The sequence below is a fragment of the Variovorax endophyticus genome, assembly GCF_025376855.1.
Classification (GTDB): Bacteria; Pseudomonadota; Gammaproteobacteria; order Burkholderiales; family Burkholderiaceae_C; genus Variovorax.
Genome location: NZ_JAHUTH010000010.1, coordinates 221106 through 241311 on the forward strand (window position 1 = coordinate 221106; position 20206 = coordinate 241311).

The 20206-nt window shown below is 71.6% G+C and carries 24 protein-coding genes and 1 pseudogene; 19 read left to right on the forward strand and 6 right to left on the reverse strand.

Features of this window, described 5'->3' with window-relative positions; all coding sequences use genetic code 11:
* Position 1: 1 nt before the first annotated feature.
* The 7 genes from KV106_RS15805 (at position 2) to KV106_RS15835 (ending at position 4806) form a co-directional block, all read left to right on the forward strand.
* Positions 2 to 988 (forward strand): tripartite tricarboxylate transporter substrate-binding protein, encoded by a 987-nt coding sequence (locus KV106_RS15805; RefSeq protein WP_261211003.1) that lies wholly within the window; start codon positions 2 to 4, stop codon positions 986 to 988.
* Positions 989 to 1014: 26 nt separating this feature from the next.
* Positions 1015 to 1557 carry a 4-hydroxylaminobenzoate lyase gene (locus tag KV106_RS15810; RefSeq protein WP_057596333.1) on the forward strand — a complete coding sequence of 181 codons (543 nt, stop codon included), beginning with the start codon at positions 1015 to 1017 and terminating at the stop codon, positions 1555 to 1557.
* Positions 1558 to 1560: 3 nt separating this feature from the next.
* Complete coding sequence (locus tag KV106_RS15815; RefSeq protein WP_261211004.1) at positions 1561 to 2274, forward strand: nitroreductase; 714 nt, start codon at positions 1561 to 1563, stop codon at positions 2272 to 2274.
* Positions 2275 to 2347: 73 nt separating this feature from the next.
* Positions 2348 to 3493: an aromatic ring-hydroxylating oxygenase subunit alpha gene (locus KV106_RS15820; protein WP_261211005.1), complete on the forward strand. Its 1146-nt coding sequence runs from the start codon at positions 2348 to 2350 to the stop codon at positions 3491 to 3493.
* A gap of 91 nt (positions 3494 to 3584) precedes the next feature.
* Entirely contained in the window at positions 3585 to 3899 is a 315-nt protein-coding gene (locus KV106_RS15825; RefSeq protein ID WP_261211006.1) for an ArsR/SmtB family transcription factor, read from the forward strand.
* A gap of 2 nt (positions 3900 to 3901) precedes the next feature.
* The gene (locus KV106_RS15830) at positions 3902 to 4366 is read left to right on the forward strand and encodes an SRPBCC family protein (RefSeq protein ID WP_261211007.1); all 465 of its coding nucleotides are present in this window, start codon (positions 3902 to 3904) and stop codon (positions 4364 to 4366) included.
* Positions 4367 to 4389: 23 nt separating this feature from the next.
* Positions 4390 to 4806, forward strand: a complete 417-nt coding sequence (locus KV106_RS15835) for a GFA family protein (RefSeq protein ID WP_261211008.1) — start codon at positions 4390 to 4392, stop codon at positions 4804 to 4806.
* A 125-nt stretch (positions 4807 to 4931) separates the two neighbouring features.
* On the opposite strand, the pseudogene KV106_RS15840 reads toward KV106_RS15835, so the two are convergent.
* The 3 genes and pseudogenes from KV106_RS15840 to KV106_RS15850 all read right to left on the reverse strand — a co-directional run.
* Positions 4932 to 5564 (reverse strand): annotated as a pseudogene (locus KV106_RS15840) (FABP family protein); the annotation flags it as partial.
* A gap of 59 nt (positions 5565 to 5623) precedes the next feature.
* Positions 5624 to 6598, reverse strand: a complete 975-nt coding sequence (locus tag KV106_RS15845) for a Bug family tripartite tricarboxylate transporter substrate binding protein (protein ID WP_261211010.1) — start codon at positions 6596 to 6598, stop codon at positions 5624 to 5626.
* Between the two features lie 17 nt (positions 6599 to 6615).
* Complete coding sequence (locus tag KV106_RS15850) at positions 6616 to 7401, reverse strand: IclR family transcriptional regulator (RefSeq protein ID WP_057596327.1); 786 nt, start codon at positions 7399 to 7401, stop codon at positions 6616 to 6618.
* Positions 7402 to 7583: 182 nt separating this feature from the next.
* On the opposite strand from KV106_RS15850, the gene KV106_RS15855 reads away from it, so the two are divergent.
* The 8 genes from KV106_RS15855 to KV106_RS15890 are packed head-to-tail and all read left to right on the forward strand — an operon-like array spanning position 7584 to position 15735.
* A complete protein-coding gene (locus KV106_RS15855; RefSeq protein WP_261211011.1) occupies positions 7584 to 8264 on the forward strand; it encodes an NIPSNAP family protein in 681 nt (226 codons plus the stop codon).
* Positions 8265 to 8303: 39 nt separating this feature from the next.
* Positions 8304 to 9143: an alpha/beta hydrolase gene (locus KV106_RS15860; protein WP_261211012.1), complete on the forward strand. Its 840-nt coding sequence runs from the start codon at positions 8304 to 8306 to the stop codon at positions 9141 to 9143.
* 24 nt (positions 9144 to 9167) lie between these two features.
* The gene (iaaH, locus tag KV106_RS15865) at positions 9168 to 10646 is read left to right on the forward strand and encodes an indoleacetamide hydrolase (RefSeq protein WP_261211013.1); all 1479 of its coding nucleotides are present in this window, start codon (positions 9168 to 9170) and stop codon (positions 10644 to 10646) included.
* An 8-nt stretch (positions 10647 to 10654) separates the two neighbouring features.
* Complete coding sequence (locus KV106_RS15870; RefSeq protein WP_261211014.1) at positions 10655 to 12061, forward strand: FAD-dependent oxidoreductase; 1407 nt, start codon at positions 10655 to 10657, stop codon at positions 12059 to 12061.
* Positions 12061 to 12903, forward strand: coding sequence for a sugar phosphate isomerase/epimerase family protein (locus KV106_RS15875; RefSeq protein WP_261211015.1), 843 nt, complete (start codon positions 12061 to 12063; stop codon positions 12901 to 12903). The genes KV106_RS15870 and KV106_RS15875 overlap by 1 nt, the downstream gene beginning before the upstream one ends.
* Positions 12890 to 13759 (forward strand): shikimate dehydrogenase family protein, encoded by an 870-nt coding sequence (locus KV106_RS15880; RefSeq protein WP_261211016.1) that lies wholly within the window; start codon positions 12890 to 12892, stop codon positions 13757 to 13759. The genes KV106_RS15875 and KV106_RS15880 overlap by 14 nt, the downstream gene beginning before the upstream one ends.
* Positions 13756 to 14694: an alpha/beta fold hydrolase gene (locus KV106_RS15885; protein ID WP_261211017.1), complete on the forward strand. Its 939-nt coding sequence runs from the start codon at positions 13756 to 13758 to the stop codon at positions 14692 to 14694. The genes KV106_RS15880 and KV106_RS15885 overlap by 4 nt, the downstream gene beginning before the upstream one ends.
* 48 nt (positions 14695 to 14742) lie before the next feature.
* Positions 14743 to 15735 (forward strand): tripartite tricarboxylate transporter substrate binding protein, encoded by a 993-nt coding sequence (locus KV106_RS15890; RefSeq protein ID WP_261211018.1) that lies wholly within the window; start codon positions 14743 to 14745, stop codon positions 15733 to 15735.
* Positions 15736 to 15744: 9 nt separating this feature from the next.
* On the opposite strand, the gene KV106_RS15895 is transcribed toward KV106_RS15890, so the two are convergent.
* A complete protein-coding gene (locus tag KV106_RS15895) occupies positions 15745 to 16140 on the reverse strand; it encodes a winged helix-turn-helix transcriptional regulator (protein WP_057596318.1) in 396 nt (131 codons plus the stop codon).
* 102 nt (positions 16141 to 16242) lie between these two features.
* Here KV106_RS15895 and KV106_RS15900 point away from each other — a divergent pair, with 102 nt between their 5' ends.
* Positions 16243 to 16560 (forward strand): DMT family transporter, encoded by a 318-nt coding sequence (locus KV106_RS15900; protein ID WP_057596317.1) that lies wholly within the window; start codon positions 16243 to 16245, stop codon positions 16558 to 16560.
* Positions 16561 to 16565: 5 nt separating this feature from the next.
* On the forward strand, positions 16566 to 17198 hold the full coding sequence (locus KV106_RS15905; RefSeq protein WP_261211019.1) for an FMN-dependent NADH-azoreductase: 633 nt from the start codon (positions 16566 to 16568) through the stop codon (positions 17196 to 17198).
* Here the strand turns inward: KV106_RS15905 and KV106_RS15910 are convergent.
* Both KV106_RS15910 and KV106_RS15915 read right to left on the reverse strand, forming a co-directional pair.
* Entirely contained in the window at positions 17195 to 17725 is a 531-nt protein-coding gene (locus KV106_RS15910) for a DUF2878 domain-containing protein (RefSeq protein ID WP_261211020.1), read from the reverse strand. The two genes, KV106_RS15905 and KV106_RS15910, sit on opposite strands and share 4 nt — an antisense overlap.
* 41 nt (positions 17726 to 17766) lie before the next feature.
* A complete protein-coding gene (locus KV106_RS15915; RefSeq protein WP_261211021.1) occupies positions 17767 to 18720 on the reverse strand; it encodes a GlxA family transcriptional regulator in 954 nt (317 codons plus the stop codon).
* Positions 18721 to 18830: 110 nt separating this feature from the next.
* Here KV106_RS15915 and KV106_RS15920 point away from each other — a divergent pair, with 110 nt between their 5' ends.
* On the forward strand, positions 18831 to 19667 hold the full coding sequence (locus KV106_RS15920) for an SDR family NAD(P)-dependent oxidoreductase (RefSeq protein WP_261211022.1): 837 nt from the start codon (positions 18831 to 18833) through the stop codon (positions 19665 to 19667).
* A gap of 117 nt (positions 19668 to 19784) precedes the next feature.
* Complete coding sequence (locus KV106_RS15925; protein WP_261211023.1) at positions 19785 to 20168, forward strand: DUF427 domain-containing protein; 384 nt, start codon at positions 19785 to 19787, stop codon at positions 20166 to 20168.
* The last annotated feature ends 38 nt before the right edge of the window (positions 20169 to 20206 follow it).

The following is a 20206-nucleotide window of genomic DNA, read 5'->3' on the forward strand; positions in this document are numbered from 1 at the left end:
CATGAACGCACTCACACGCCGCCGCTTCACGCAGGCCGCGCTCGCCCTTCCGGCCGCCGGCTGGCTGCCGCGCGCCTTCGCGCAGTCGCAGGGCAGCCCGGGCAAGCTGCTGGTCGGCTACCCGGCCGGCGGCACGCTCGACACCACGGCGCGGCAGCTCGCCGAGGCCTGGCGCAAGCAGGGCCGGCACTACATCGTCGACAACCGCGCGGGCGCGGCCGGGCGCATCGCGAGCGGCCAGCTCAAGCGCGAGAAGCCCGATGCGAGCGTGCTGCTGTGCACGCAGGCCTCGGCGCTCACGATCTACCCGCATGTCTACAGCAAGCTGGCCTACGACCCTGCCACCGACTTCGTGCCGGTCTCGCCGCTGGTGATCGCGACCTGCGCGCTGGCGGTCAGCAGCGCGGTGCCGGCTTCGGTGAAGAGCCTGCAGGATTACCTGGCCTGGGTGCGCGCCACGCCCGCCGGCGCGAGCTACGCCTCGCCGGCCGCGGGCTCGGTGGCGCACTTCCTCGGCTGGCAGCTGTCGGAGGCCGGCGGGCTCAAGCTGCAGCACGTGGGCTACCGCGGCTCGGCGCCGGCGATGCAGGACCTGCTGGGCGGCCAGATCCCGGCCTACCTCGGCTTCGTGGCCGACTTCCTGCCCTACCTGCAGTCGGGCAAGCTGCGCATCCTCGCCGTGAGCGGCGAGCAGCGCTCGCGCTTCATGCCGGCTGTGCCCACCTTCGCCGAGCAAGGCTTCGCGCAGATCCGCGGCGCCGAGAACTACGGCGTGTTCGCGCCGCCCGGCACGCCCGAGGCCGGCGTGCGCGCGCTGCACGAGGCGATGGTCGTGGCCAGCAAGGACCCCGGCCTGCGCGCGGCCTTCGACCAGGTTGGCCTCGAGGTGCACACGCAGGCACCCGACGACTACGCGCGCCAGATCCGGCGCGAGCGCGAAGCCTGGGGGCCCGTGGTGCGGGCCTCGGGCTTCCGCTCGGACGAATGAACCCTCCAACCCCCACGAGCAAAGACATGAGCACGACGCACACCGACCGCGAGGAACTGATCGAGCGAAGCCTTCCCTTCCTCGAGGAGATCAAGGACATGACCACGGGCACCGAGGTCGAGCAGTGGCTCAACCGCACCCATGGCCCCGACAGCGCGCTCTACCAGTCGCTCGCGCGGCTGGTGAAGCAAGGCGTGCGCGACGGCTGGGCCGCCAACGTCGAGCTCGACGGGCCCATCTACCGCCGCAGCCGCATCGCCGAGCCCTCGGAGCGCACGCTGGGCTTCAGCATCACGGCCGTCTACATGGACAGCACCGGCAACACGCAGGGCAACCCGGGCCACGCCTACCGCGGCCAGTACCACGCCCATCCCTACGGCGAGTTCAACATGGTGGTGCCGTTGAACGAAGGCGCCGCGCTCAACGGGCCCAACGGCTGGTGCGAAGCCGGCTGGACCGCGCCCGCGCCGGGCAGCCATCACTATCCCGAGGCGCGCGGCGGCGCGGTGATCGCGCTGTTCTTCCTGCCGGCGGGGCGCATCGCCTACCACCCGGCCCCGCGGGACTGAGCGATGCAGCGGGCCGACGCTCCCACCGACAGCGCACGCCATGTCGACGCGGTGCTGCGCGCGCGCCGCTCGGTGCGCGCCTATGCGCCGCGGCCGCTGCCGCAGGCGCTGGTGCGCGAGATCCTGCAGGTGGCGGCCACGGCGCCGAGCAATTCGAACACCCAGCCCTGGCGCGTGCACGTGCTGGCCGGCGCGCCGCTGAAGGCGCTCGGCGATGCGCTCGACGCGGCCTTCGTGGCGGGCGATTTCGAGGCGCCTTCGCACTTTCCCGATCCGCTGCCCGGCCCCTTCTGCGAGCACCAGTCGGCCTTCGCGGCGTGCTATTACGGCGCGCTGGGCATCGACCGCGCGGACGCCGCGGCCCGCGCGCGGCAGACGCGGCGCAACTACGGCTTCTTCGGCGCGCCGGTCGGGCTGATCTTCGGCATCGATGCGCGGCTCGCGCGCCACAGCTGGCTCGATCTCGGCCTGTTCGTGCAGAACGTGATGATCGCGGCCAAGGCGCGCGGCATCGACACCTGCCCGCAGGTGTCGTTCGCGCCCTTCCATGCGTTGATCGCGGCGCGGCTGGGCATGCCACCCGAGGAGGTCACGGCCTGCGGCATGTCGATGGGCTGGGGCGAGCCGTCGGCCGAGGTCAACCGGATGGCGATGCCGCGGCGAACGGTCGAGGACTTCGCGCGCTTCGAGGGATTCGACGAGGCCTCGACCAGTTGAGACAAGCCGAACTGCCCACCGCTGGCCACAATGAAGCCCCCACCCGTGGAGGCCGCATCGATGGCACAGGCGCATGCAGCATGACGAACAGAAGGCGCTGATCCGGCGCGCGCTGGCATTGATCGCCAGCGGCGGCACCGAGCGCGGCGAACCCTCGCTGAGTCCGGTGTCGCGCTACCTCGACCCCGAGCGCCATGCGCGCGAGGTCGAGCGCATCTTCCGCCGCCATCCGCTGGCGCTGTGCCCCTCGGCCGCGCTCGCGCGGCCCGGCGACACGCTGGCCATCGATGCGGCCGGCATGCCGCTGCTGCTGGTGCGCACGCGCGAGGGCGAGCTGCGCGGCTTCGTCAACGCCTGCCGCCATCGCGGCGCGCGGCTGCGGCCGGCCGGCACGTCGAACCAGCGCGTGTTCGTGTGCCCGTACCACAGCTGGACCTACGGGCTCGACGGCAGCCTGCGCGGACGGCCCGGCGAGGCCGACTTTCCGCATGCGCCGGCTGCCGACTGCCAGCTCGCGCGCGTGCCGGTGGCCGAGGCACTGGGTTTCGTCTGGGCGATTCCGCGCGTGGCCAGCGGCGAGGACGATACGCGCATCGACATGCAAGGCTGGCTCGGCCGCTTCGGCGCCGACCTGCGCCACTGGGGCTACGACCGCTGGGTGCCGTTCGACCAGCGCGAGTTCGCGAACGCCGCCAACTGGAAGATCCCGTTCGAGGCCAACCTCGAGACCTATCACTTCCAGTACGCGCACCGCGACAGCATCGCGCAGATGTTCCACGACAACCTGCTGATCGCCGACCACGAGGGCGCGCACCAGCGCCTCTTCCTGCCCAAGCGCGGCATCGAGCGGCTGAGTGAGTTGCCCGAGGACCAGTGGCAGCTCGGGCCGCATTCGAACGTCATCTACTACTTCTTTCCGGCCACCTTCATCCTGCACGAGGGCGACCATGCGAACGCCTTCACCGTGCTGCCCGAGGCCCCCGAGCGCTCGCGCGTGATCGCGACCATGCTGATCCCCGAGCCGCCCGCGAACGAGAAGGCGCAGCGGCACTGGCGCCGCAACCTCGACTCGTACTGGGGTGCGCTGGCCGAGGACTTCGCGCTCGGCGTGTCGGTGCAGTCCACGCTCGCGAGCGGCGCGCAGGCCTCGCTGTACCTGGGCGCGACCGAGTGCTGCTCGGCGAAGTTCCACGCGGACGTGGAAGCGGCGCTCTCCTGAAGCAACGCCTCGCCCATCGGTCGCGGCAAGGGCCGGCTTGACATGCAGGTATTTGCCTGCATATCATCTGCTCACGCACGAACAACGACGCATGGACGCTGACAAGGTTTTCAAGGCACTGGGCGACCCGACCCGCAGGAAGCTGCTCGATCTGCTGCACGACCACAACGGGCAGACGCTCGGCGAACTCTGCGAGCACCTGGACATGGCGCGGCAATCGGTCACGCAGCACCTCGGGCTGCTCGAGGCGGCCCACCTGGTGACCACGGTCTGGCGCGGCCGCGAGAAGCTGCACTTCATCAACCCGGTGCCGCTGCACGAGGTCTACGAGCGTTGGGTGCGCAAGTTCGAACATCAGCGGCTCGCGCTGCTGCACGACCTCAAGAAGGAACTCGAAGGAGAGTGACGATGAAGCCAGAGAAGATCAGCTATGTCTACGTGACCTACATCCGCTCGACGCCCGCGAAGGTGTTCGAGGCCATCACCCGGCCCGAGATCGCGCGGCGCTACTGGGGCCACGAGAACGTCTCCGACTGGAAGCCCGGCTCGCCGTGGCAGCACGTGCGTGCCAACGACGAGCGCCCGGTCGAGCTGGTGGGCCAGGTGGTCGAGATCGCGCCGCCGACGCGGCTGGTCATCACCTGGGCCGGCGCCTCGCAGGCGGCCGACCCCGAGGCCTACAGCCGCGTGGCCTTCGACATCGTGCCGTACGAGGACATGGTGCGGCTCACCGTCACGCACGACGAGCTCGAGGCCGGCAGCGGCATGGCCAAGGGCATCCAGCAGGGCTGGCCGATCGTGCTGTCGAGCCTCAAGTCGCTGCTCGAGACCGGCGAGGGCATCGACGTCTTCGCGAAACCCAAGGCGGCCTGAGGCCGCGCACCCGGAGAAACGCCATGACCCAGCCCTACACCGGCGGTTGCGCCTGCGGCGCGATCGGCTACAGCACGCAGCATGCGCCGATCTTCCAGAACCATTGCCAGTGCAGCGACTGCCGGCGGCGCAGCGGCACCGGGCATGGCTCGTACCTGACCTTTCCGGCGCGCGCCGACATGGCGATCACCGGCGCGGCCAGCGAATGGGAGATCGCGGCCGACAGCGGCCAGCAGAAGCGCCATGCCTTCTGCCCGGTCTGCGGCACCCCGCTGTTCGTGCGCTTCTCGGGCATGCCCGAGCTGATCGCGGTGCATGCGGGCAGTCTCGACGAGCCCGAACGCTTCGCGCCGCAGGTGCTCACCTACCGCGTGCGCGGGCTGGCATGGGATGCGCTCGATCCCGCGCTGCAGGCCTTCGAGCGGATGCCGACGGCTTAGGCCAGCGCGTCGGGCACGCCCGGCACCGCGGGCTTCACGCTGTCGTCGGCGGGCGGAATCGGAATCATCGTGTCCCCTGCTTCGGCAGCAGCGACCGCCGAAGCCACCGATCCCGCGGCCTCGGCCAGCGCCGCCTGCGCGGTCGGGTTCGGCGTCGGCTCGCCGATCTTGCGCAGCGTGTTGCGGTCGGTGTGCGCAAAGGGCTCGGGCTTGCCGCGCACGTCGAGCAGCGTGGTCTGCTCGTACGACCAGCTGCCGTCGTCGTGCAGCGTCACGTCGATGGTGTAGCGCAGGGTCTTGAACGCGTGCTCGAGGAAGGGGTTGGCAACGATGCCGTTTGTGTCGCCGCCGCGCACGGCCTCGAGGCGGAAGCTGCGCGCATCGGGCGCGGCCTGGCCGGTGGCCATGGCCGTGAGGCCGCGCGGGATCGACAGGGTCTGCACCAGCGCGCCGGTGGCGGGCTCCCAGAGCCAGTAGCCGACCTGGTCGTGGAAGGTCTCGACGTCGTCGGGCTTCACGATGCGCAGGTGGTAGCGCAGGCCGTAGAAGATCTGCGGGCCGTTGGTCTGCGCGTCGATCGGCTGGAACTCGGCATGCTCGATGAAGGCCTCGGCCTCGGGGCCGTCCTCCTTCGGGCTCACGTCGTGGCCCATGGTGCCCATCCAGATGCCGGCCAGGCCGGTCAGCGGGCCGAGGTTGGCGAGCGTGTGCGGATCGGGCTCGGGTTCGGTGTAGATGTCTTGCGGAAACTCGGCCATGGGGTACTCCTCTTGTTCGTTGTTCGTGATGCGGTGGGGAAACGGATCGGGGGCCGCCATCATTGGTCGAGCCGGATGCCGACCTTGGCGATGATCGCGCCCCACTTGCGGCCTTCGCTGTCGATGAAGGCCCTGAATTCCTCGGGCGAGCCGCCGCCCACGGCCAGCCCCTGGTTGGCGAGCAGCGTGCGCACGGCGGGATCGCGCAGCACGGCGTTGACGTCGGCATTGATGCGGCGCACCACCTCGCCCGGCGTGCCGGCGGGCGCGAACAGGCCGTTCCAGGCCAGCGACTCGAAGCCCGGGTAGCCCGATTCGGCGACCGTCGGCAGCTCCTTCATGAGCTCGAAGCGCTGCGCGCTGGTGATCGCGATCAGTTTCACGCGCTGGCCCTGGATCAGCGGCAGCAGCGCGGGCGCCACGGTGAACAGCGCCTGCGTGTCGCCCGAGGCCAGCGAGAGCCCGGCCGGCGGCGAGCCCGCGTAGGGCACGTGCACCGCCTCGATGTGCGTGACGCTGCGCAGCAGCTCCATCGTGAGGTGCGAGGAACTGCCCGCGCCCACCGAGGCATAGCTGAAGCGGTCGCGCTGCCCCTTCACCCAGGCGATGAACTCGGGCAGCGTGTTCGCCGGGTTGCTCGCCTGCACCGCGAGCACGTTGGGCTGAGAGGTGGTCAGCACGATCGGCAGCAGGTCGCGCGCCGGTGCGTACGGCATGCGCGCGTACATGTAGGGGCCGAAGGCGATCGGGCCGTTGAAGCCGATGCCCAGCACATGGCCGTCGGGCGGCGCCTTCGCCACCGCGTCCATGCCGATGAGTCCGCCGGCGCCGGCCTTGGTCTCGACCACCACCGGCTGCTTCCACGCGGTGCGCAGGCGGTCGGCCAGGGTGCGCGCGATCAGGTCGAGCGAGCTGCCCGCGGGCGCGGGCACGACGATGCGCACGGGCTTCACGGGCCAGTCCTGCGCCTGCGTACCCAGCGACAGGGTGCAGGCGCACAGCAGCGCGGCGATGCGGTGGAGAAGACGGGTCATGACCATCTCGACGTGCGTCAGCGCGCGGGCGACGCCGCGTGGAAGCGCTCGCGCGCCTGCCCCAGCAGCTCGACGCAGCGCGCATCGAACTCCGGTGTGTAGCGCACATCGGGCACCACGATGTTGAAGGCCGCGGGCGCGGCCGGGTCGCCCGAATCGATGGCGATGGCGATGCCCACCACGCCCGGCGTGTGCTCGCCGCGCGAATAGGCGATGCCGCTTTCGCCGACCTCCTCGAGCTGGCGCTTGAGCACCGCGAGCGTGGTGGCGGTGGCGGGCGTCTGGGCCTGCAGCCGCACGTTCTTGAGATAGGCCTGGCGCCGCGCCGCGGGCATGGCCGCGAGGATCGCCTTGCCGGCCGAGGTCGAGTAGAGCGGGAAGCTGTCGCCCACCGCCATGCGGTAGGACAGCGGCGCGCGCGACTCGGCCACGCAGGCGCGCTCGACCTCGTCGCCGCGCAGCACCGAGAACGAGGTGGCCTCGCCCGCGGTGCGCGCGAGCCAGTCGACGATGGGCCGGGCCTGCGCCATCAGCCGCTCGCGCAGGCCGCTGCCGCGCACCAGCTCGAACACGGCCGGGCCCAGCGCATAGGTGCTCTGCGCGCCGTCGAAGCCGAGGAACTCGCGCGCCACCAGGTTGCGCAGCAGGTGGGTGAGGCTGCTCTTGGGGATGCCGAGCGCGATGCCGATCTCGTGATGGGTCAGCGCCCCGCCCTGGCGCGCGAGGAGCTGGAGGATGTCGAGCACCCGGTCCGCCGACTTCACGGCGGCCGATTCGGGGGGCTTGCTGTCTGCTGCGTCCATGGGTGCCTGTGCTGTGAGGTGCGCCGATTCTAGGAAGCGCGCGGCCCGCGTCCCACCGATCGACGCGCCGGGTGTTTGACAGTCGCGGTTTGCGTGTTTATATTCTGGAACAGTTCATATACATGAACAAACACCGATTCCAGACCACCTCGCGTTGAAGCATCGAAACACCTCGCCGTCTTATGCAGCGCCTCTATTTCCACGAGATCCTCGACCCCGTGCGCCAGCCCGGCGCCCACACCCGCTATCTCGAGACCCTGGGCCGCCTGGTGCGCACCGAGGGCAATGCGCGCGGTTCGGCCAGCAACGGCTGCATGGCGGCCTGGGTGCCGGTGTTCCTCACGGGCCGCTGGCCCGAGATCGTGACCTTCTGGGAGATGCAGGGCGGCTGGGAAGGCTTCGGGCGCCACTTCGACGCCACGCCCGACCTGTTCCACGAGCCGCTCGAGCGCTTCTACGGCGAGCGCACGGGCGGCTTCGACCGCGTGCTGCTGGCGGCCGACTACAGCATCGACCGCGCGCGGCTGCTGGCCGGGGGCGTGCGCGCGCCGGTCGTGCTGCAGCAGACCATCGGGCTCGAGGCCGGCGGCGCACCCGACTACCTCGCGCGGCTCGGTGAGGCCGCCGCGCGCATCGAGGGCCCGGGCGCGCCGCGCCTGTTCGGCGCCTACGAGACCGCGCTGCGCAACGGCAGCGAGGCGCTGGTGCTGTGGGCCTTCGACGACTTCGCCGCGCTCTCCGCCTTGCAGGCGCGGCCCGACTCGGTGCCCGGCTGGGCCGACTGGGCCCGCGCCGCGCGGCAGCACGAACGCACGCACACCGGCCTGGTGCTGCGGCCGGCCGACTGGTCGCCGCTGCGCTGAATCCCTTTTTTCATGACCTTCGAACCTGGAGACAACCCAATGGAACGCAGACGATTCCTCGAAAGCGGCGGCGCGCTCGGTGCCGCGGCGGCAGCCACGGTCGCCTCGGCGGCCGCGACCACCCTGCCCGGCTGCAGCAGCGCCGCGCCGGCACCGCGCCCCTCGGGCAAGACCTTCGTGCTGGTGCACGGTGCCTGGCATGGCGCCTGGTCGTGGGAGCGGCTGACCCCGCTGCTGCGCGCCCGGGGCCACGAGGTGCGCGTGCTCACGCTCGCGGGCGTCGGCGAACGCATCGGCGAGATCTCGACCGCGATCGACCTCGAGACCCACATCGCCGACGTGACCGGCTTCATCCGCAGCCAGGACCTGCGCCAGGTGGTGCTGGTGGGCCACAGCTATGGCGGCTACCCGATCACGGGCGCGCTCGACCGGCTCGCCGCCGAGCGCCGCATCGATACGGTGGTGTACCTCGATGCCTTCGCACCGCACGACGGCGAACGCATGCTCGACTACCTCGACGCCACCGGCAAGGCCGAGCTGCAGGCCGCGCACCGCGCGGGCAATCCGCGCTGGCCCAAGCTGCCGGCCAAGGCCTTCGGTCTCGGCAATCCGGCCGACATCGCCTGGGTCGACGCGCGCCTGACCGACCACCCGAACGGCACCTACCTGCAGCCGATCTCGCTGCGCGCCGCGCCCGGCGCGGCCGCGCGCAAGCGGCTCTACATCGCGGCCTCGGCGCCCGCCATGCCGGTGTTCGACGCGCACAAGGCACGGCTGCGCAACGACCCGGCCTGGACCTTCGTCGAGGTGCAGGGCGGCCACGACGCGATGGTCGACCACGCCGACACGATCGCGCGGCTGCTCGATGCGCATGCCTGATTCATCCCACCTCCTCTTGCTCCCATGAAGCTCATCCTCCAACCCGCCGCCGCGATCGCATGCCTGGCGCTGGCCGGCGTCGCGCACGCGCAGCCCGCGCCCATGCCCACGCTGCTCGAGGCCGCCACCGCGATCCGCGCGCACACCACCACCAGCTGCGAACTGGTCGAGCGCTCGCTGCGCGCGGCCGACCTGCACCAGGACCTGCATGCCTTCATCACCATCGACCGCATCGGCGCGCGCCGCGCCTGCGCCGAGGCCGACCGCGCCGTGGCGCAGGGCCGCAAGCTCGGACGGCTGCATGGCGTGCCGGTCGCGATCAAGGACAACATCCTCGTCAAGGGCCTGCCCTTCACCGGCGGCACGCGCGCGCTGCAGGGCTATGTGGCGACGCAGGACGCGCCGGCCGTGGCGCGGCTGCGCGCCGAGGGCGCGATCGTGATCGGCAAGCTCAACCTGCACGAACTGGCCTTCGGCGCCACCGGCAACAACTTCGCCTATGGCGCGGTGGGCAATGCCTACGACCCGAGCCGCTTCGCGGGCGGCTCGAGCGGCGGCTCGGGCGCGGCCGTGGGAGCGCGCATCGTGCCGGCCGCGCTCGGCACCGACACCGGCGGCTCGGTGCGCATCCCGGCCGCGCTCAACGGCATCGTGGGGCTGCGGCCGACCGCGGGGCGCTATTCGGGCGAAGGCGTGCTGCCGGTCTCGACCGCGCGCGACACCATCGGCCCGCTGGCGCGCAGCGTGGCCGACCTGGCACTGCTCGACGAGATCCTTTCGGGCAGCCGCGGCGAGGTGCAGCCCAGGCCGCCCGCGGGCCTGCGCCTGGGCGTAGCGCGCGCGGCCTTCTACGACAACGCGGACGAGGCCACGCGCCGCGCCTTCGATGCCGCGCTCGACAAACTCAAGGGCGCGGGCGCGCAGATCGTCGAGATCGAGATCCCGCGGCTGCGCGAGGTCGCGGCCAGGGTCGCGCCGGTCACCGACTACGAAGCGCGCGTGGGCATCGCCGCCTTTCTCGCGAAGCACAAGACCGGCGTGAGCCTCGACCAGTTGGTCGCCGACATCGCGAGCCCCGACGTGGCGGCGGGTTTTCGCAACCGCATCGTGTCGGCCAGCGCGCCGACGCGCGAGGCCTACGAGACCGCGCTCAAGGTCGAGCGGCCGAAGCTGCAGGCGCTGCTGCGCGGCGCGTTCGAGAGCAACCGGCTCGACGCCCTGCTCTACCCCGTGACGCTGGCGCCGGCGCTGCCGATCCGCGGCACCGAGATGAGCGTGACGATCAACGGCCGCACCACCAGCACGCTGGCCGCCTACATCGCGAACACCGGCCCCACCAGCACGGCCGTGCTGCCGGGCGTGACGGTGCCGATCGCGCTGTCCGACGAGGGCCTGCCGATCGGCCTGGCCATCGACGGCCTGTGGAACAGCGACCGCGCGCTGCTCGCGATCGCGATGGGCATGGAAACGATCTTCCCGGCGCTGCCGGCTCCCAAGCAATGAAAGAAGGCATGACGCAAAGACAGGACATCCCCGGCGAGAACCGCTTCGACGTGATCGTGATCGGCGGCGGCAGCGCCGGCGTGGCGGCCGCGATCTCGGCCGCGCGCGGCGGCGCGCGCACCCTGCTGGTCGAATCGGCGCCGATGATCGGCGGCGAGCTGATCAGCGGCATCTCGATGCTCGGCTGCCTCTCGACGCGCGGCGACTGGATCGTGGGCGGCGTGGTCACAGAGCTGCTCGACCGGCTCAAGCCGCTGGGCGGCTACATCGGCCCGGTGTTCGATTACCGCGCGCTGCACCTGGTGTGCTTCGACACCGAGCTCATGAAGATCGCCGTGACGCAGGCCGTGGCCGAGGCCGGCGTGCACCTTCGCGTGCAGGCCTTCTTCTGCGGCATCGAGACCGATGGCGATGAAACCCGCGTGCGGCTGATGCACAAGGGCGGCGAGGCCTGGTACGCGGCGCGCGTGGTGATCGACTGCTCGGGCGACGGCGATGTGGCCGTGGCCGCGGGCGCACCGAGCGAGAAAGGCGCGCCCGGCAGCGGCGCGCTGCAACCGCCGAGCCTGGTCTACCGCGTGTGCGGCGTCGAGACCGAGCCGCTGCTGCGCTTCGTGCGCGACAACCCCGCGCACTTCGGCCTCGGCGACTACCCGGGCCTGGGCATGGATGCGCGCCAGTGCGCCGAGGCGCTGTACGCCCAGGGCCAGCCCAAGGTGCTGCTGCGCGGCACGCAGGGCCTGCTCAAGGAGGCGATCGATGCCGGCGAGATGTACCCGACCTCGGTGCTCGCGATCGTGCCGACCTCGACCGCGCGCAAGGAGGTCAGCATCAACTCGACCCAGCTCGCGGGCGTGGACGGCACGCGCGCGGCCTCGCTGAGCGAGGCGCTGCCGCGGCTGATGGCGCAGGTGTCGCAGGGCCTGGCCTTCCTGCGCCGGCGCGTGCCGGGCTTCGAGCAGGCGGCGCTGGCCGCGGTGGCGCCGAAGATCGGCGTGCGCGAGACGCGGCGCATCCTCGGCGAGCACGTGCTCGACGAGGCCGACATCATGCAGGGCCGCAAGCGCGTCGACGGCATCGCCAAGGGCGGCCACGAGCTCGACATCCTCGCGGTCGACGGCCACCGGCACCAGACCATCGCCGAGGGCGGCTCCTACGACATCCCCTACGAATGCCTGGTGCCGCGCGGCCAGCGCCGGCTGCTGGTGGCGGGGCGCTGCATCTCGAGCACGCGCGAGGCGCAGAGCTCGGTGCGCGTGATGGGCACCTGCATGGCGATGGGCCAGGCCGCCGGCACCGCGGCGGCGCTGTGCGCGCTCGACGACGGCTGGAGCGGCGATGTGCGCGACGTGGACCGCGCACGACTGCGCCGCACGCTGATCGCCGACGGCGCCGTGCTCGAGGGGACGCTGTAGTGGGCCGCACGCTGTCGCTCGCGCACCTGAGCCTGCTCGACGCCACGCCGCCCGAGCTGGTGCGCGCGGCCGGCGAGGCGGGCTTTCGCTCGGTCGGCCTGCGCCTGCATCCGGCCCGGCCGGGCGAGGCGCCGCATCCGATGCACGAAGGCTCGCCGATGCTGGCCGAGACGCGCGCGCTGATGAGCGCGCTGGACGTGAAGGTGCACGACGTCGAGGTGGTGCGGCTGTCGGCCGGCTTCGAGGCGCGGCGCTTCGAGCCGATGCTGGCGGTGGCGGCGTCGCTGGGGGCGCGCTGGCTGGTGGTGAATGGCGACGACGACGATCACGCGCGGGCCGCCGCCCACCTCGCGGCGCTCGGCGAGATCGCGGGTGCGCATGGCCTCTCGCTCGGGCTCGAGTTCATGGTCTACACGGCCGTGCCCACGCTCGATGCCGCGCTGCGGCTGGTGCGCGAGACCGGGCGATCGAACGTGCATGTGCTGGTCGACACGCTGCACTTCTTTCGCAGCGGCGCGACGGCCGATCGCATCGCGCGCACGCCGGGAATCGCGCGCAGCTGGGCGCAGTTCAGCGATGCACCCGCGCGGCGCCATCCGGCCCTGTCGCCCGGCGAGGAAGCACGCGCGCACCGCCTGCTGCCGAGCGAAGGCGCGCTGCCGCTGGCGGATGTGCTCGATGCGGTGGCGGCCGATGCCGTGCTGTCGATCGAGGCGCCCTCGGCCGTGCGCCGCCATCACCTCGGCATGGCAAGGCGCGCCGAACTGGCGTACACCACGGCCAGGCGCTGGCTCGATGCCGTCGCACGACCGCAGCAGGAACACGCACATGCCCTTCACTGACACGAACGTCTCTCTTCAACCCGCGCTGCGGCTCGACGGCCGCACCGCGGTGCTCGGCATCCTCGGCGACCCGGTCGCGCAGGTGAAGGCGCCCGCGCCGCTCACGGCCCGGCTGCAGCAGGCGGGCCTCAATGCCGTGCTGGTGCCGATGCATGTGCGCGCCGACGACGTGGCGGCCCTGCTGCCTGCGCTGCTCACGCTGCGCAACCTCGCGGGCTTCATCGTCACCGTGCCGCACAAGCAGCGCGTGGCGGACCTGCTCGGCGATGGCCTGCTGCCCGGTGCCGAGCGTGCCAACGCCGCCAACGTGGTGCGCCGCACCGCGCAGGGCGGCTGGCAGGGCGAGCTGCTCGATGGCACCGGCTTCGTGGCGGGACTGCGCGCCGCTGGCTTCGATCCGCGCGGACGCGCGGCCTGCATCGCGGGCGCGGGCGGCGCGGCCTCGGCCATTGCCTTCGCACTCGCCGATGCCGGCGCGCGCTCGGTGCGCGTGTGCGACATCGACGCGGCGAAAGCCGAAGCACTCGCACGGCAGTTGCAATTGCATGGCGTCGAGGCCAGCACCTGGAACGGCCGCGAGCCCGGCGAGGCCGAACTGCTGGTGAACGCCACGCCGGTCGGCATGCGCGCGGACGATCCACTGCCCGTGCCCGCCAGCGCGCTGCGCACCGGCCTCTGGGTGGCCGAGGTCATCATGGCGCCGGCCGTCACGCCGCTGCTGCAGGTGGCGCGCGAGCGCGGCTGCATCGCGCACGAGGGCCGCCACATGATGGAGCGGCAGCTCGGGCTGATGGCCGACTTCTTCGCACCCGCGATCCTCGCGATCGCGCCCGAGCGGCTCGAGGTGGCGGCATGACGCGCGCCTTCATCGACGGCTTCGAGCCGCGCCTCGTCGACGTGGGCGAGGCGCGGATCTTCGCGGAGATCGGCGGCTCGGGCCCGCCCCTGCTGCTGCTCCACGGCTACCCGCAGACGCATGCGGCCTGGCACCGCATGGCGCCGGTGCTCGCGCGCCACTACACGGTGGTGGCGGCCGACCTGCGCGGCTATGGCGACAGCCTCGGCCCGCCCGGCGATCCGCTGCACGCGGCGCACAGCAAGCGCGCGGTGGCGGCCGACCAGGCGGCGCTGATGCGCGCGCTGGGCTTCGAGCGCTTCGCGGTGATCGGCCACGACCGCGGCGCGCGCGTGGCGCACCGGCTGTGCCTCGACCATCCGCAACGCGTCGCGGCCTTCGGCTCGATCACCGTGATTCCCACCGTCGAGATGTGGGCGCGCGCGAACAAGTACTTCGGCCTCAAGAGCTGGCACTGGTTCATGCTGGCCCAGCCCTTCGACCTGCCCGAGCGCCTGCTCGCGGCCGACCCGGCCTTCTTCCTCGACTGGACGCTGCGCAACATGGTGCGGCGCTTCGACGCGGTGACGCCCGAGGCCCATGCCGAGTACCTGCGCGCCTTCTCGCGCGAGAGCGTGCGCCACGCGATGATCGAGGACTACCGCGCCGCCGCGTCGATCGACCTCGAACACGACGAACACGGCCGTGCCGCCGGCGAGCGCGTGCGCTGCCCGGTGCATGTGCTGTGGGAGCGCGGGCGCTTCCCGGCCGAACGCACGCCGATCCACATCTGGCGCGACGCGACCGCCGAAGGCACGCCCGTGGGTGGCGGCGAGATCGACTGCGGCCACCTGATGATGGAAGAAGCGCCCGAGGCGGTGCTCGCCGAGCTGCTGCCCTTCCTGCGCGCGCACTGGCCTTCGCCGGGCACCGCGCATCCGAGCCACATCCCCTGAACACGAACCCGAGGGCGCATCCGCACGCCCTCTTGCTGGAGACATGCCATGACTTTCCGCCATCGCCCTTCCTCGCCGCGCCGCGCGCTGCTGCTCGCCGCCGGCCTCGCGCTGGCCGCGCCCCTGTGCGCCATCGCGCAGGGTGCCTATCCCTCGAAGCCGATCCACCTCGTGGTGGGCTTCCCGCCCGGCGGGCCGGCCGACCTCGCGGCGCGCATCGTCGGCGAGAAGCTCGCGCAGGACCTGCGCCAGCCGGTGCTGGTCGAGAACCGGCCCGGCGCCTCGCAGAACATCGCGGCCGACTACGTGGCCAAGAGCACGGCCGACGGCTACACGCTGCTGATGGGCAGCACCGCGGTGGTGGTGAACCACTTCCTCTACAAGGACATGCGCTTCGACGTGTTCAACGACCTGGTGCCCGTGGGCACGGCCGCGCGCACGCCGCTGATGGTCGTGGCCAATCCGCGCTTCGCGGCGAAGAACATGAAGGAGCTGGTGGCCGCCGCCAAGGCCGCGCCCGGCAAGATCAACTACGGCTCGGGCGTGCGCGCGAGCACCACGCACCTGGCGGTGGAAGCCTTCAAGGCGCAGGCCGGCATCGAGGTCTCGAACATTCCCTACCAGGGCGCGGGCCCGATGCTGACCGACCTCATGGGCGGCCAGGTCAGCTTCGCCTTCGACACCATGGTGACCTCGATGCCGCTGGTGAAGGCCGGCCGATTGCATGCGCTGGCGGTCACGAGCGCCACTCGCTCGCCGATCGCGCCCGAGCTGCCGACCGTGGCCGAGTCGGGCTACCCGGGCTTCGAGGCCATCGGCTGGTTCGGCATCCTCGCGCCCAAGGGCACGCCGCAGCCTGTGGTGCAGCGGCTCAATGCCTCGCTGCAGAAGGTGCTGGCCGCGCCCGACGTGGCGCAGCGCCTGGCCGGCGCGGGCGGCGACGTGCTGCCGGGCACGCCCGAGGACTTCGCGCGGCTGATGCGCAGCGAGTCGGAGAAATGGGGCGGCGTGATCAAGCGCGTGGGCATCACGCTCGACTGAACAGCGACTTCAGAACGCGGCGATCGCGGCCTGCCGCGCGCGGTCGATCTCCGCGTGATTGGCCTCGGCCCAGCGGTCGACCGCGATCAGCGTGCGGCTCAGCGACAGCCCCAGCGGGCTCAGCCGGTACTCGACGTGCGGCGGCACGGTCTGGTGGTCCTCGCGCAGCACCAGGCCATTGATCTCGAGATCGCGCAGGGTCTGCGTGAGCATCTTCTGCGAGATGCCGCCGACCCGGCGCAGCAGTTCGTTGTTGCGCAGCGGCTCGTCGCGCAGCAGCGGAATGATCAGCAGCGCCCACTTGTTGGCGACGAGCTCGAGCACGCGGCGCGAGGGGCAGCCGGCGCTCCAGACGTCGGCGGGCGCGGGCTCTGCCACGGCGGCGGGTTTCTTCGATGCGGGCATGGCGATTCCCATGGTTACCAGAAGGTGCGTACTTGTGGCTTGGTGCCTGGGCCGGAATTATCCGTTTCCACATCAACCCTACACACAACGGAGGAACGGATCATGGGATGGTTGTTACTGCTCGCGGCCGGCCTGGTCGAGATCGCGATGGCCGCGGCGCTCAAGCGCTCGGAGGACTGGACCCGGCTCTGGCCCTCGGTCGTCGGCGTGGCGAGCGCGTTGCTGAGCATCTTCCTGCTCGCCAGGTCGCTGCGCTATCTGCCGTTGGGCCCGGCCTATGCGGTGTGGACCGGCATCGGCTCGGTCGGCGTGGTGCTGATGGGCGTGCTCGCCTTCGGCGAGGCGCTGTCGGGTCCGCGCATGGCCTGCATCGCGCTGGTGGTGGCGGGTACCGTCGGCCTGCGCACGCTGGAGGGCTGAGCGGCATGGCTTCGACGATCCTTCACATCCAGGCCTCGCCCTCGGGCGGGCGCTCGCGCTCGATCGACACGGCACGGCATTTCCTGCAGCGGCTGCGCGAGCGCGACCCCACGGCCGAGATCCGCACCCTCGACGTCTGGGCGCTCGACCTGCCGCCCTTCGACGCCACCATGATCGATGCCAAGTTCGCGGTGCTGCGCGCGCAAACCGCCACCGACGAACAACGGCTGCACTGGCAGCGCGCCGTGCGCCTCGCGCAGGAGTTCAACGCGGCCGACAAGTACGTGTTCAGCCTGCCGATGTGGAACTTCGGACTGCCCTACCGGCTGAAGCACTACATCGACGTCGTGACCCTGCCGGGCGAGAACTGGCGCTGGTCGGCGCAGGAGGGCTACACCGGCCTGCTGCATGGCAAGCGCGCGGCGCTGGTCTATTCGAGCGCGAGCGACTATCCGGTAGGCCTGCCCTCGCATGCGCGCGATTTCCAGAAGCCGTACATGCGCACCTGGCTCGAGTTCCTCGGCATCGTCGACGTGGTGGAGCTGGCCGTGGCACCGACGCTGGCGCCGCCCGATGCGGTGGCCGCGAACCTCGCGCGCGCCAGGGCGCGGGCCGACGAACTCGCGCGCGACTTCTAGCGCATCGGCTCGCCCACGCCATCGAAGCGCTGCGCGAGCCACACCAGCAGCGGCATCGCCACGGCCCAGACGACGGCGAGCACCGCGAGCGCCGGCACCCGGTCGACGAACTGGGCCGCGCCGAGCTTCACGCCCGCGACGAACGACGCCGGCCCGCAGACCGCGCCCAACACCGCCGCGAGCAGGTAGCGCCGGCGCAGCCAGCGCAGGGTGACGTTGAGTGCGATCGCGAACAGGCCCCATAGCGCGACCATCCAGTACGGCGCGAGCTGCGCGACCGGCTGCCCCGAGGGGTAGCGCACCAGCCCGCCGAGCGCATGGCCGGTCTCGATCACCACGCCCAGCGCGCAGGCGATGGCCACCAGCCGGGCCTCCTGCGCGGGCCGGGCCGACACCCACAGGTGCCAGGCGATCGCCGCCGCGATGCAGGCCGTGCCCCACAGCGGATGGCCATGCGCCGCGCCGAGCACGGCCGCGAACCAGGCGAGCTGGAACACGACGAAATTGGCGATCCGAACGGCGGTCATGGCAACAGGTACGCGCGCCGCGGCGCTTCGGATGCCGCGACCTACATCGCGGGTGCGTGCGTGCGCGCCGCCGCGCGACGCAGGCTCTGCGGCGGCTGACCGAAGGCGCGGTGGAAGGCGCGCCGCATGCGCTCGGGATCGGAGAAGCCGGTCTGCGCCGCGATGCGGTCGACCGACTGGCCGCCCTCCTCGATCAGGATGCGCGCGGTCTCCACGCGCAGCTTCTCGATCGCGCGCGCCGGCGACTGGCCCGTTTCGGCCAGGAAGACGCGGCTGAACTGGCGCGGGCTCAGGTGCGCCACCTCGGCGAGCTGGTCGACCGAGAGGTTCTTGTGCAGGTTCTTCTTCGCATAGTCGAGCGCCTGCTGGATGCGGTCGGTGCGCGGTTCGAGCTCGAGCAGCGCCGAGAACTGAGACTGCCCGCCCGCGCGCCGGTGGTAGATGACCAGCTTGCGCGCCACCGAGCGCGACAGCTCGAGGCCCAGGTCGCCCTCGACCAGCGCGAGCGCGAGGTCGATGCAGGCGGTCATGCCGGCGGAGGTCCAGACCGGGCCGTCCTGGATGAAGATGCCGTCCTCCTCCACCTTGATCGCCGGAAAGCCGCGCTGCAGCTCGCGCGCGAAGTGCCAATGCGTGGTGGCGCGGCGCCCGTCGAGCAGGCCGGCCTCGGCCAGCACGAAGGCGCCGGTGCAGATGCTGCCCAGGCGCCGCGTGCGCGGCAGCGCGCGGCGCAGGAAATCGAGCAGCCCGCCCGAACTCGGCGGCACCGTGGTCGAGCCCGCGACCAGCAGCGTGTCGAAGCGGCGCCGGTCGAAGGCGCGCGAATCGACCGTGACGCCGGCCGTGCTGGCCACCGGGCCGCCGTGCTCCGACAGCACCTCGAGCTCGTAGACCGTGCGCCCCGCCTCGGCGTTCGCGAGCTCGAAAACCGAGAGCGCCACCAGGTCGAGGATCTGGAAACCGGGAAAGACGACGAGTCCGATGCGCTGGGTCATGATGTCTTCAAATAAGGGAAACATGTCATTTGAGACATCAGTGTCCGCCCCAAACTCCTGGCTGTCAAACCACCTTTCCTCATCCCCTTCGACATCCAAGGACCTTTCCCATGAGCTCGCAAGACATCGCCATCTCCGCCCCCGGCAAGGGCACCGCGCTGATCACCGGCGCTTCCACCGGCATCGGCGCCGTCTACGCCGAGCGCCTCGCGCGCCGCGGCTACGACCTCGTGCTGGTGGCGCGCAACAAGGAGCGCCTCGAGGCACTGGCCGAACGGCTGGTGCGGGAGACCGGCCGCCGCGTCGAGGTGCTCGCGGCCGACCTCACGGCCACCGCCGACCTGCGCCGGGTCGAGGAGCGGCTGCGCAGCGACGAACGCATCACCCTGCTGCTCAACAACGCCGGCCTCGGCGCCACCGCGACCCTGCTCGATTCCGACCCCGACCAGATCGACACCATGATCCAGCTCAACGTGGTCGCGCTCACGCGCCTCACGCGCGCCGTGGCCCCCGGCTTCGTCGCGCGCGGCGGCGGCGCGCTGATCAACATCGCCTCGATCGTCGCGCTCTCGCCCGAGCTGCTCAACGGCAGCTACAGCGGCAGCAAGGCCTATGTGGTCAACCTGAGCCAGTCGCTGCACCACGAGCTCGGCGCCAAGGGCGTGAAGGTGCAGGCCGTGCTGCCGGGCGCGACCCGCACCGATTTCTGGGGCATCGCGGGCGTGCCGGTGGAGCACCTGCCGCAGGAGATCGTGATGTCGGCCGAGGACCTGGTCGACAGCGCCCTGGCCGGCTTCGACGCGGGCGAGCTGATCACCATCCCCTCGCTGCCGGACGTGGAAGACTGGAAGCGCTTCGACGCCGCGCGCCAGGCGCTGGGCCCGAACCTGTCGCACAGCGTGCCGGCGGCGCGCTACGCGAACGCGGCGACAGCAACAGCAGCCTGAGCGGCGCGCGCTCGCGGCCCGCGCCTTGACCTTGGCGCGGATAGGTGGATTCGCGCGGGCGGCGCGGCCCCACCCGCCCGGCGGCAAGATGGCCGGCCATCCTCAGGAGCCCGCCCCATGAACAGCCCCCGAAGCATCAAGATCCCCGGCCCCGACCATCCGATCACCGTCGCGCTCAACCCCGCGCGCGTGGTCGTGACGCTCGGCGGCCACACCATCGCCGACACCCGCGCCGCCCTCACCTTGCGCGAGGCCTCGTACCCGGCCGTGCAGTACATCCCGCGCGCCGACGTCGACATGTCGCTGCTCGGGCGCAGCACGCACACGACCTACTGCCCGTACAAGGGCGAATGCAACTACTTCAGCATCCCGGCCGGCGGCGAGCGCTCGGTCAATGCGGTGTGGACCTACGAGTCGCCGTATGACGCGGTGGCGGGGATCAAGGACCATGTGGCGTTTTATACGGATCGGGTGGATGGGGTCGAGGAGCGGGCGGGCTGACTGTCGGACCTCCTTCGCCGTCGATCGGCGCGATGGCG